The sequence below is a fragment of the [Clostridium] celerecrescens 18A genome (assembly GCF_002797975.1).
Taxonomy (GTDB): domain Bacteria; phylum Bacillota; class Clostridia; order Lachnospirales; family Lachnospiraceae; genus Lacrimispora; species Lacrimispora celerecrescens.
This window is the reverse complement of the sequence record NZ_PGET01000001.1, coordinates 1755312-1767563: the sequence shown is the minus strand read 5'-3', so window position 1 is coordinate 1767563 and position 12252 is coordinate 1755312. Positions and strand designations below refer to the sequence as shown.

Here is a 12252-nt window from a genome sequence, read left to right as displayed (position 1 = left end):
AAAAGAAGGGAACGATTATGAAGATTGCCATTGTAACAGGTGCGTCTTCCGGCATGGGAAGAGAATTTATCATGCAGATTGCTGACCGTTTTAATGGGATTGGGGAAATATGGGCCATCGCCAGAAGGGAAGACCGGCTGGAAGAGCTGTCCCCTCATGTTCCGGTTAAGGTCCGGACCTTTGCCATTGACCTGACGGATAAAAGCAAACTGATGAGCTTAGAGGATATCCTGGCGAAAGAAAAGCCAGAGGTAAAGTGGTTAATCAACGCGGCAGGTTATGGAAAAATCGGCGCCGTGGGGAGCATAAATATAGGGGATGAGATGGGCATGGTGGAATTAAACTGCGAAGCCCTTTGTGCTGTGACTCATATGGTCCTTCCCTATATGTCAAAGAACAGCCGCATCATACAGTTTTCCTCTGCTGCTTCCTTTCTGCCCCAACCCGGATTTGCCATTTATGCGGCTACAAAATCCTTTGTGTTAAGTTACAGCAGGGCGCTGAATGAAGAATTGAAGCAAAAGGGAATTTATGTGACGGCGGTATGCCCGGGACCAGTGAAAACCGAATTTTTCGATATTGCGGAAACCACAGGAAAGATCCCTCTTTATAAGAGGATCGTCATGGCTGATCCCAAGAAAGTGGTGCGCATTGCTTTGCGGGACAGCATGATGGGGCGTCCGGTTTCTGTATATGGAACCACCATGAAGTCTTTCCGGCTTATGTGCAACACAATTCCACACTCCGTGATCTTTCGTATTATGAAGGGACTTATGAAGACTATTTAACCTCATCAAGTAAGTCCCACGCTTTGAATGCCGAAAAGGCAGAAGGGGTGATTGGGAATTGCTTGTGTCAGAAGGGTGTAAGCCCTTTCTGACAAGCTGCAATATCAGCTATGAGGTTATGTCTGGTGAAGAGGGGCACGCTGTGAGCAAGTAGCGAATGGATTACGAATATCCAGAAGGCAAAGGAAGAGGAATATAAAAGTGAAACGATACAGGAAGGGACAGTACGGTTACCGTAATTATCATAAAAGAACAGAATTAGGGAAAGTCCTTGCCGGGGCGGCCCTGATACTCATACAGCTATTGGCCCGTACAATGGCAGACAGCTCATCCTTTAAAAATATCCTGACGGTTACAGCCATTCTATCCGTCCTTCCGATGGCCAATTGGGCATCCCCCCTTTTGGCCTCATGGAAATACAAAACGCTGAACCAGGAACTCTATAAAAAAGCATGTTCCCATGAAGGAAAAAGCAGAATGCTTTACGATCTGATCATCACCTCAAGGGATGCGGTCATGCCGGTGGATGTGGCTGCGGTTCATCCAACCGGCATCTATGCTTACTGTTCAGCCAGAAAACAGGACACAGGAAAAGCAGAGTGTTTTTTTAAGGATATGTTCCTCAGCCATCAGGTAAAGCTGGATATAAGGCTCATTCTGGATGAAGAGGAATTTTTCAATTGCCTTTCCAATCTGAGACCGGAAGCAGAGTACAAGGATGACGGCAGCGTGGAGCGTGGTGTTACGTTGTTAAAAAGCTTATCCATGTAACCGGCAGGACAGAAATACCTTTCTGGTATACCTTTACACCCGATAAAGCGGGGTGGGCCTGTCCAAAATACATGGTAGTAATATGGAAAGGATAAAACATGCAGTCATTGATTGTATCGAAAAATGAAGCAGGGCAGCGCCTTGATAAGCTGCTTTCCAAATATTTAAACCTTGCAGAAAAGAGCTTTCTCTATAAGATGATGAGAAAGAAGAACATCACCTTAAACGGCAGGAAATGTGAAGGCTCGGAAAAGCTTGCAGAAGGAGATGAGGTCAAACTTTTTCTCTCTGATGAAACCATTGAAAAGTTTTCCCAGGTAAAGCTTCAGGAGGTAAAAAAAGTATCATTAAACATTATTTATGAGGATGAGCACATACTTTTGGTAAATAAGCCTGCAGGCATGCTCTCCCAGAAAGCTAAAGAGTCGGATGAATCCATGGTGGAATACATGATCGATTATCTGGTTTCGAGCGGACAGCTATCCAAAGATCAGTTAAGGAGCTTTCGGCCTTCCGTGTGCAACCGTCTGGACCGGAACACCAGCGGCCTGGTGGTGGGAGGAAAGTCGCTCCCAGGCCTTCAGCTCATGTCAGCATCCTTTAAGGACAGGAGCATCCACAAGTATTATCAGTGCGTGGTAAAGGGGCAGATTTCAGATAAACAGGTGATCACAGGCTATCTGACCAAGTCGGAAGCAACCAATCAGGTGACAGTCTATAAGCAGGAGGTTCCCGGATGCGCTCCGATAGTTACGGAATATGAGCCGGTAAAGTGGCAGGAAGGATACACTCTCCTTAAGGTCACTCTGATTACAGGACGTACCCATCAGATCCGTGCTCATTTATCCTCCATTGGACACCCGATCGTAGGAGACTATAAATATGGGGACAGCAGGGTTAACGAGGAAGCAAAAAAGCTTTATCACATTCAATCCCAGCTCCTACACTCTTATCAGGTGACATTCCCTAAACTGCCGGAGCCGCTTGCCTACTTATCTGGCCGCACCTTTTATGCGCCTTTACCAAAGACCTTTTCCAAGATATGCAGGGAATGGAGATAGGAGGCAGAGATGGGAACCTGGAATACAAGAGGGTTAAGAGGTTCAGCTCTTGAAGATCTGATTAACCGAAGCAATGACAGCTACCGGGAAAAAGGGTTGGCTTTGATCCAGAAGATACCGACGCCGATCACCCCGATTTCCATTGATAAGGAAAGCCGCCACATCACCCTGGCCTATTTCGACCAGAAAAGTACAGTGGATTATATCGGGGCTGTTCAGGGGATTCCGGTATGCTTTGATGCCAAGGAATGTTCGGCTGGCACATTTCCCCTTCAAAACATCCATCCTCATCAAGTTGCTTTTATGGAAGAGTTTGAAAGTCAGGGAGGAATTGCTTTTATCATTTTATCCTATACTCAGAAGGATGAGATCTATTATCTCCCATTTGACCAGCTGAAACGGTTCTGGAAACGAATGGAAGAGGGCGGGCGGAAAAGCTTTACCTATGAAGAGGTGGATAAGACCTGGCGGATACGGAGGTTACGGGATATTTTCGTCCACTACCTGGAACTGATTCAGAAAGATTTGGATAGAAGAGATTGACAAGAAACGCTTTTTCCCCTATAATCGACTATACGTTATCAAATTATCACTTTACTACAAGAAAGTGATATAAAATAATAAACTGTGAAAATATTTTTCTTCACTGCATGTTTTGGCGGTTTATCATGGAAGATCGAAGCAGAAGACGGAGGTTATTATGGCAAATAAACTGTTACATACGCCGGATGGAGTCCGGGATATCTATGGAGTAGAGTGTACGAGAAAGGCTGCTGTACAGGAGAAGATGTTAAAGGTTTTCCATCTGTGCGGATATCAGGACATTGAAACTCCCACCTTCGAATTTTTTGATATTTTCAACGAGTCCCGGGGAAGTGTCAAGGCAAAGGAGATGTTTAAGTTTTTTGACAGGGATAACCAAACCTTGGTGCTGCGTCCGGATGAAACGCCTGCCATAGCCAGATGTGCGGCCAAATATTTTCTGGATGAGGATATGCCCATCCGTCTTTGTTATATCGAGAGAACCTTTATCAATAATTCCAGCTATCAGGGCCGGCTTAAGGAAGCCAGCCAGACAGGAGTGGAGTTTATCGGAGACGATTCTCCGGATGCAGATGCAGAAATTCTTGCGATGGTAATCAGGGCCTTAAAGGCAGCAGGATTAACGGAATTCCAGGTGGAATTAGGTGAAGTGGATTTCTTTAAAGGATTGATGGAAGAAGCCGGCATGGATGAGGATATGGAAGAGGCCTTAAGAGAGCTTATTGAAAATAAGAATTATTTTGGTGTAGAAGAACTGGTGATGGCACAGCCTATTAAAGCGGAGTTAAAACAGGTATTTTTAAAGCTTCCGGAACTGTTTGGATCCCTTGATCAGATCCAGGCTGCCAGGGAACTGACCTCCAATCCACGGGCGCTAAAGGCGATTGAACGCTTGGAAGAGGTAAGCCGGATTCTTGAATGTTATGGGCTTTCTGATTACGTTTCCTATGACCTCGGCATGCTGAGTCAGTATCAGTATTACACCGGCATTATTTTTAAGGCTTATACCTACGGGACCGGGGATTACGTAGTGAATGGCGGAAGATACGATAAGCTTTTGGAACAGTTTGGTAAAAATGCTCCTGCCGTGGGATTCGGAATCTCGGTGGATGAGCTTTTACTGGCCCTTTCCCGGCAGAAGATCGAGATGAAGGTTGATCTGGTGAACACCATGATCCTTTATGAGAAAGAAGCCAGGGAACATGCAATCCGTCTTTCCAGCCATTTCCGGGAGTCCGGCATGGCGGTTCAGCTTCAGCGGAAGGATCCGGCCCGTTCCCTTGAGGACTATCAGGCTTATGCAAGGCGCCGGGATTTAAATAATCTGCTGTATCTGGACCAAAGCGGGTTTTCCGTAAAGGTCATGAACCTTATTCTGGACCGTACAGATGAGATACCTCTGTCGGAATATTTAAAATAATCGGGGGTACGTATGAGATATCTGACTTTTGCCCTGGCAAAGGGGCGGCTTGCAAAACAGTCACTTGAAATGTTTGAAAAAATCGGGATCACCTGTGAAGAAATGAAGGATAAAGATTCCCGGAAGCTGATTTTCACCAACGAGGAGCTGGGAATTCGGTTCTTTCTTGCGAAGGCCAGTGATGTGCCTACCTACGTAGAGTATGGGGCGGCTGACCTTGGCATAGTGGGAAAGGATACCATTTTAGAAGAAGGAAGAAAGCTTTATGAGGTCATGAACCTGGGGATTGGAACCTGCAGAATGTGTGTCTGCGGCCCGCCATCGGCAGGAGAGCTTTTAAAGCATCATGAAAGGATTCGTGTAGCCACCAAATATCCGGCGATTGCCAAGGACTATTTTTACAATAAAAAACATCAGACTGTTGAAATCATAAAGCTTAACGGCTCCATTGAGCTGGCGCCTATTGTAGGGCTTTCCGAGGTTATAGTGGACATTGTGGAAACAGGTGCCACCCTTAAGGAAAACGGGCTTGCGGTATTGGAGGAAATCTGCCCCTTATCCGCCCGTATGGTGGTCAATCAGGTAAGTATGAAACGGGAGAATGACAGGATAACAAAGCTGATCCATGATCTGCGTACCTTGCTGCAGGAGGAAAACCGATGAGAATTGTAAAACTTAACGAAACTTCCAGACAAAATATTCTTGCTGATCTGTTAAAAAGAGATCCTAATAATTACAGCGCATATGCCGACACGGTCCAGGAAATCGTAGAAACGGTGAAACGGGATGGAGATCAGGCAGTATTTGCCTATACAAAGGAATTTGATCAGGCGGAAATAAAGGCCGAAACCCTAAAGGTGACCGGACAGGAAATTGAAGAAGCCATGAAGGAAGTTGATCCGGAGCTTATAGAGATCCTTAAAAAGTCCATGAGAAATATCCGCCAGTTTCACGAAAAGCAAAGACAGTACAGCTGGTTTGACAGTAAGCCGGACGGCACCATTCTTGGCCAGAAGATCACACCATTAGAAAGCGTGGGTGTTTATGTTCCAGGCGGAAAGGCTGCTTACCCGTCCTCGGTCCTGATGAATATCATTCCGGCAGAAGTGGCAGGTGTTAGACGCATTGCCATGGTGACTCCGCCGGGAAAGGATGGAAAGGTCAATCCTGTCACCTTAACGGCAGCTCATCTTGCGGGGGTGACCGAAGTTTATAAGGTAGGTGGGGCACAGGCTGTAGCGGCCCTTGCCTTTAGTACAGAAACCATCCCTAAGGTTAACAAGATCGTAGGTCCAGGAAATATATTTGTGGCTTTGGCAAAAAAGGCTGTTTACGGACATGTAAGCATTGACAGCATTGCAGGCCCAAGTGAGATACTGGTGCTTGCAGATGAGAGCGCCAATCCCCGCTTTGTGGCGGCAGATTTATTGTCCCAGGCAGAACATGATGAGTTGGCTTCGGCTATTTTAGTAACCACCAGTATGGAACTGGCTGAGAAGGTGTCAGAGGAAATAAAAACCTTCACCCAGGAACTGCCCCGTAGAGAGATCATTGAAAAGTCCTTGGATAATTACGGATATATCCTAGTGGCGGATACCATGAAGGAAGCCATCCAGGCTGTCAATGAGATCGCTCCGGAGCATTTGGAGATCATCACCAAAAATCCTTTTGAAGATATGACCAGGATTCATAATGCAGGCGCAATATTTATTGGAGAATACAGTTCGGAGCCTCTTGGAGACTATTTTGCCGGACCAAACCACGTGCTTCCTACCAATGGGACGGCGAAATTTTTTTCAGCCTTAAGTGTGGATGATTTTATAAAGAAATCAAGCATTATTTATTACTCAAAGGAAGCGTTGGAAGAGATCCATGAAGATATCGAAGCATTTGCCGAGGCAGAACATTTAACCGCCCATGCAAACTCTGTAAAGGTACGCTTTCCTCGAAAGCAATGAGCAGTGCGGAATAGTGCTATGTGCGAGCGCAACTGCGGACTCACCTAATTATAAACATGAAAGAAGGTTAAATATGGGACGAAGTGCAGAGATTTCCCGGGTAACCCGTGAGACAGATATCCGGCTGAACCTTGATTTAGACGGAAGCGGAAAAGCTGACATCCAAACGGGGATTGGATTTTTTGATCACATGTTAAACAGCTTTGCCCGACATGGCTTTTTTGACTTAACCTTGACGGTGAAAGGAGATCTAGAGGTAGATACCCACCATACCGTTGAAGATACGGGCATTGTCCTGGGAACTGCCATCAAACAGGCCCTTGGTGATAAAAAATCCATCAGACGTTACGGAAGCATGATCCTCCCTATGGATGAAACCTTGGTCCTCTGTGCCATTGACCTATCCGGCAGGCCGTATTTAAGCTACGATGTTTTGCTTACCAGCGAACGGGTGGGTGAATTTGAGACGGAAATGCTGAAGGAATTTTTCTATGCTGTTTCATATGCTTCTGAAATGAACCTGCATATCAGAAAAATGGCAGGAGAGAATAACCACCATGTGATCGAGGGAATCTTCAAAGCATTTGCAAAAGCCTTGGATGAGGCAACATCCCCTGATCCAAGAATTACAGGGGTACTGTCTACAAAGGGAACATTATAAAGGAGAATCCATATGCAGCTTTATCCAGCAATTGACTTAAAAGACGGACAGTGCGTCCGTTTGAAACAGGGAGAATTTAAGGAGATCACCGTATATTCCCAAAAGCCGGAGGAGGTAGCTGCCCTCTGGCAATCCCAGGGAGCCACATTCCTTCATCTGGTAGATCTAGACGGGGCTTTGGCCGGCCGTTCTATAAATGAAAAGGTGATCAAAAGAATAGCGGATACCGTTTCCATACCAATCGAAATAGGCGGCGGCATCCGAAGCGAAGAGGCTGTCGGGTCCATGCTTTCCCTGGGAGTAGCCAGGGTAATCATCGGGACAAAGGCCGTTGAAAATCCGGAATTTATCCGGGACATGGTGAAAAAGTTCGGGCAGGACCGGATCGTGGCAGGCGTTGACGCAAAGGATGGTATGGTAGCGGTGGAAGGCTGGGAAAAGATCAGCGGAATCACCGCATCAGAGCTTTGCAGCAGGATGAAGGAGTACGGCGTCCGTCATATCGTTTATACCGATATATCCAGGGATGGGATGCTGACGGGCCCCAATGTGGAGTACACGAAAAGGCTGACGGAAGAAACCGGAATGGATATCATTGCCTCCGGAGGAATGTCTTCCATGGAAGATTTAAGGCAGCTTTATCATGCAGGTGTCCGTGGTGCCATCATCGGGAAGGCGTTGTATGAAAATCGGATCGATTTAAAGGAAGCCATTGAAGCCTTTGAAAAGCAGAATCATCAGGGGAGGATATGATGATGGAATATAAAAAACTAATTGCAGGTTTTGGAATCCGGGAGGGGAAGGCAGTAAGGCTTGATGATCAAAAGGCGTGCTATGGGGAAAATCTTTTGACACTGGCCTGTTTTTACGGTGACAGCGGAGCCGACGAGCTCTTTCTGCATGATTTATCTGAGTCAGAGGAAGATCATGAACGGACAATCGGCCTTATGAAGGAAGTTGCAAGACTGTCTGATATTCCTGTGATTTTAGGAGGAAGAGTCAGACGGCTGGAGGATGTGAAGAAATACCTTTATGCAGGAGCAAAGGCAGCATTTCTTGATGTAAGCCTTGATGAAAATGTGGATTTGATGAAGGAAGCGGCGGACAGGTTTGGAGATGATAAGATTTATGCTTATCTTCCGGACTGTTCGTATTTGGAGCGGACCAAGGAATACGCCCAGCTGGGTGCTTCTTTCATGATCCTGGGGGAGGGCGTTACAGAGGAAAAACTCCAGGCCGTTTCATCTTGTGAGGAGGACTTTTTGATCACCGGCTGCGGGGAAGATGCAGATCTCTTAGCCTATGCCCTTGGGGTGGAAAATGTGAAAGGCCTGGTGGGAAGCTTTGACGGGGAAGCCAACTGCATGGATTTGAAGCAGGATTTAAAAGCCCTTGGAATCGGAGTGGATACCTTTGAAAGCCCGGTAAGCTTTGACCAGTTTAAGCTGGGCGATGATGGCCTGATTCCTGTAATCACCCAGGATTACAGGACAGGAGAAGTGCTCATGCTGGCCTATATGAACGAAGAAGCCTTTCACGAAACACTTAAGACCGGATGTATGACCTATTACAGCAGAAGCCGTAAAAGCCTTTGGCGGAAGGGAGAAACCTCCGGCCACTATCAGTATGTGAAGTCCCTGGCCCTGGATTGCGACAATGATACGCTGTTAGCAAAAGTGAACCAGATCGGAGCCGCCTGCCATACAGGGGCGAGAAGCTGTTTTTATCAGAATCTTGTTAAAAAAGAGTATCAGGAGAGCAATCCCTTAAAGGTGTTTGAAGAGGTATTTCATGTAATCCTTGACAGAAAGACAAATCCAAAGGAAGGTTCCTATACCAATTATCTGTTTGACAAAGGTCTTGACAAGATATTGAAAAAGCTGGGAGAAGAGTCAACGGAAATTGTAATAGCAGCCAAAAATCCAAATCCGGAGGAAGTAAAATACGAAATTTCAGATTTCCTTTATCATATGATGGTGCTTATGGCTTATAAAGGAGTATCCTGGGAAGATATTACCAGGGAACTGTCCAACCGATAAACCTTATAAAAACGCTGGGAAGGCTGCTTGCTTTTCCAGCGTTTTTTGTGTACATAGAGCCATGGACAGCCTGATTGTTCCATGGTATAATAAAAAAATGGAAATTATGGGAGGCTATGGGTATGAAAGAACAGATGTCTGGCAGGATGAAACGGATGACACGGATTTACCACTGGGTGTTACCTGTTATTTTCCTGTATATCACCGCCGTTTCGTTTTTTGTTGCAGGAATTGGCATGAAACTTGTGGGAAATACGAAGCCTGATGTGGAACCGATGGAGTTTCATGTGTATGATGGCGCAGATATTTACAGCAGCTTAAAGGCTCAAATGATGACCTGGGAGTTTGCGTCGGATTTTAAGGAAACCAATCATTATTACTTTGCTTACGATGAAAACCTGCTTCCTTATATCGTACAGGTCCACGGGAACCTGCCTGAGGAATATTTACAGATTCAATCCTATTTGTACGATGAGTCCGAGGAAGAACCGGAGCCTGTGGTTTTTTACGGCATGTCGTCGCGCATTGAGGCTGATATCCGGGAGTATGCCATAGAGAGCTACAATGAGATGTGGGGAGAGAAACTTGTAACGGAGGATAATTTTTCGGATTATTTCGGAGAATACTATCTGGATACCACCAGAATGCCGGCCTCCAATGCTTCGGAAACAATTTCTCTCGTTTTTTCGTACGGATTTCTGGCCGCTCTGGCAGGAACTTTGATTTTGGTATGGAAGCTTAACAGCCGGAGGTTTAAGATAAGCCGGATTACCTTAAAGGCATGGACAGGAGAAAGACTGCTTGCATTAGACAGACAGCTTAATCGGGCCAATACCTCCTCCTATGAAAAAGAACAGCTTTATTTGACCAATGATTATATCATTGCCAATGCAGAGGGATTTGATATCATCCCATATGAGGCTGTTGCGCGGATTTATGATACCTCCTCTGCAACGGGAATAAGGCTTATGGTTGAAACAAAGGATCAAAAATACCATACCCTTGCTATGGGGGGAAGAAAGAACAAGGATGGGTTCTTGGAACTAATCTCCCAGGTGAAAAGGAAAATTGAGGATAAAAAAGAGGAATTGCCGGAAGATATACTGGACGGTACATACCGCATGTACCCTGAAAATGTGGATCCGGAAGCAATCCTTCAGATATCCGCATCCCTTGATCAGAAGCCGTCCAATCCACTCTTTGGTATAATCGGGGCCCTGTTTGCCTCTCTTTTAGGAGTGGGGCTGTGGGTGCTCATCGGTCAGGTTGGATTTGTTGCAGGAATAGCAGGGTTTGTTATGCTGAAGCTTGCCTTAAGCGGCTATCAGAAGTTTGGAGGATCACTGGATAAAAAGGGAGCCGTCATTTGTCTTATTATAACAGCCGGAATGATCATTGGAGCCAATCTTCTGGATTATGCCGTATCCATAACAAGGGGATACTTCCAGTATGAAGCCAGCTTTGAAACCTTGGCCTATGTTTTCTCCAATTTTGGAAAGCTGATGTCCGATATGGATATGTGGAGAGGATTTTTCATTGACCTAGCCATTGGTTTCGGCCTGTCTGTATGGTCCGCGGCAGGAGCTATAAAAGCCATTTTAAATATGGAATAATAAATTTTAGAAAAAGAGGCGATTTGAATATGTCACAAGTATTAGATAATTTTTTAAAGTATATATCCTTTGACACACAGTCTAAGGAGGATATGGAGGCAGTTCCCAGTACGGAAAAGCAGCGGGTGTTAGCCAGAGAACTGGCGGCCCAGCTTCAGGCCATGAAGGCGGAGCATGTGATGGTGGATGAGCATAGCTACGTTTACGCTACCATACCTGCCACCATGGATAAGCCTGTCCCGGTACTTGGCTTAATTGCCCATATGGATACCGCACCTGCATATTCCGGGACGGGAGTAAAGCCGCAGATCGTGAAAAATTATGACGGCGGTGATATCCTGTTGAATAAAGAAACCGGACTGGTCATGAGTGCAAGCGATTTTCCGGATTTGTTAAAGTACAAGGGGCAGGATATCATTACAACGGACGGAACCACCCTGTTGGGGGCGGATGACAAAGCCGGAGTTGCCGAGATCATGGCTATGGCGGAGTATCTTTTATCCCATCCGGAGATTCCTCATGGAACCATCCGCATTGGCTTTACACCGGATGAAGAGGTTGGAAGAGGCGCAGATTTCTTTGATGTAAAGGGCTTTGGAGCAGATGTGGCTTATACCGTAGACGGCGGTGGATTAGGAGAACTGGAGTATGAGAATTTCAATGCTGCTTCCGCAAAGGTCCGGGTGCACGGCTCAAGCATCCACCCAGGATCTTCCAAAGGAAGAATGAGGAATGCCCTGCTGATGGCCATGGAGTTCCACAGCATGCTTCCAGCTGCTGAAAATCCTATGTATACAGAAGGATATGAGGGATTTTTCCATTTGGATTCTATGAGCGGAACGGTGGAAGAAGCCCGTATGGATTATATTATCCGGGATCACAGCAAAGAAAGATTTGAAGAGAAAAAGGCATTTATGGAGAGGGTGGCGGAATATCTCAACAGCCGCTATCATGCAGGGACCGTGGAACTTACTTTAAAGGACAGTTACTATAATATGAAGGAAAAGATCCAGCCTCACATGTACCTGATCGATATAGCAAAGACTTCCATGGAGGAAATCGGAATAGAACCTCTGGTAACACCCATCCGCGGAGGCACGGATGGAGCCCGTTTGTCTTATGAAGGGCTTCCTTGTCCAAACCTGTGCACCGGTGGTTATAACTACCATGGAAAGTTTGAGTTTATTCCCGTTCAGTCCATGGAGAAGGTGGTAGAACTGCTTCTTAAAATCGTAGAGAAATTTACAGAAAGATAAAATGCAGAGGGAACAGTACCCTGCCATTCCGATTAAAAAGGCAGCTATTGACAAAGTAGAATCCTACTCATAAACCATAGTAGAATTCTACTTTGATTTTTGGAGGTGATTTTATGCTTTCAGCCTTAAGTAAACCATAACG

At 45.8% G+C, this 12252-nt stretch carries 12 protein-coding genes; all 12 read left to right on the top strand.

What is annotated here, in order from left to right; genetic code table 11:
* Nucleotides 1-17 precede the first annotated feature (17 nt).
* The 12 genes from H171_RS08355 to pepT all read left to right on the top strand — a co-directional run bounded on the left by H171_RS08355 (nt 18) and on the right by pepT (nt 12110).
* Nucleotides 18-788 (top strand): SDR family NAD(P)-dependent oxidoreductase, encoded by a 771-nt coding sequence (locus H171_RS08355; protein ID WP_100307471.1) that lies wholly within the window; start codon nt 18-20, stop codon nt 786-788.
* A gap of 201 nt (nt 789-989) precedes the next feature.
* On the top strand, nt 990-1559 hold the full coding sequence (locus tag H171_RS08350) for an O-linked GlcNAc transferase-like protein (RefSeq protein WP_100304721.1): 570 nt from the start codon (nt 990-992) through the stop codon (nt 1557-1559).
* Nucleotides 1560-1657: 98 nt separating this feature from the next.
* Nucleotides 1658-2620, top strand: a complete 963-nt coding sequence (locus tag H171_RS08345) for an RluA family pseudouridine synthase (RefSeq protein WP_100304720.1) — start codon at nt 1658-1660, stop codon at nt 2618-2620.
* A gap of 9 nt (nt 2621-2629) precedes the next feature.
* Nucleotides 2630-3163 (top strand): Holliday junction resolvase RecU, encoded by a 534-nt coding sequence (locus H171_RS08340; RefSeq protein WP_100304719.1) that lies wholly within the window; start codon nt 2630-2632, stop codon nt 3161-3163.
* Nucleotides 3164-3320: 157 nt separating this feature from the next.
* Nucleotides 3321-4583 carry an ATP phosphoribosyltransferase regulatory subunit gene (gene hisZ / locus H171_RS08335; RefSeq protein WP_100304718.1) on the top strand — a complete coding sequence of 421 codons (1263 nt, stop codon included), beginning with the start codon at nt 3321-3323 and terminating at the stop codon, nt 4581-4583.
* A gap of 12 nt (nt 4584-4595) precedes the next feature.
* Nucleotides 4596-5246, top strand: a complete 651-nt coding sequence (gene hisG / locus H171_RS08330) for an ATP phosphoribosyltransferase (protein ID WP_100304717.1) — start codon at nt 4596-4598, stop codon at nt 5244-5246.
* A complete protein-coding gene (hisD, locus tag H171_RS08325) occupies nt 5243-6541 on the top strand; it encodes a histidinol dehydrogenase (RefSeq protein ID WP_100304716.1) in 1299 nt (432 codons plus the stop codon). Before hisG ends, hisD begins: the two co-directional genes overlap by 4 nt.
* A 73-nt stretch (nt 6542-6614) precedes the next feature.
* Nucleotides 6615-7202, top strand: coding sequence for an imidazoleglycerol-phosphate dehydratase HisB (gene hisB, locus H171_RS08320; RefSeq protein WP_100304715.1), 588 nt, complete (start codon nt 6615-6617; stop codon nt 7200-7202).
* 12 nt (nt 7203-7214) lie between these two features.
* A complete protein-coding gene (hisA, locus tag H171_RS08315; protein ID WP_100304714.1) occupies nt 7215-7955 on the top strand; it encodes a 1-(5-phosphoribosyl)-5-[(5-phosphoribosylamino)methylideneamino]imidazole-4-carboxamide isomerase in 741 nt (246 codons plus the stop codon).
* A complete protein-coding gene (gene hisIE / locus H171_RS08310; RefSeq protein WP_100304713.1) occupies nt 7955-9241 on the top strand; it encodes a bifunctional phosphoribosyl-AMP cyclohydrolase/phosphoribosyl-ATP diphosphatase HisIE in 1287 nt (428 codons plus the stop codon). The genes hisA and hisIE overlap by 1 nt, the downstream gene beginning before the upstream one ends.
* 122 nt (nt 9242-9363) lie before the next feature.
* Nucleotides 9364-10854: a hypothetical protein gene (locus H171_RS08305; protein ID WP_100304712.1), complete on the top strand. Its 1491-nt coding sequence runs from the start codon at nt 9364-9366 to the stop codon at nt 10852-10854.
* A gap of 29 nt (nt 10855-10883) precedes the next feature.
* Nucleotides 10884-12110 (top strand): peptidase T, encoded by a 1227-nt coding sequence (pepT, locus tag H171_RS08300; protein ID WP_100304711.1) that lies wholly within the window; start codon nt 10884-10886, stop codon nt 12108-12110.
* Nucleotides 12111-12252: the final 142 nt, after the last annotated feature.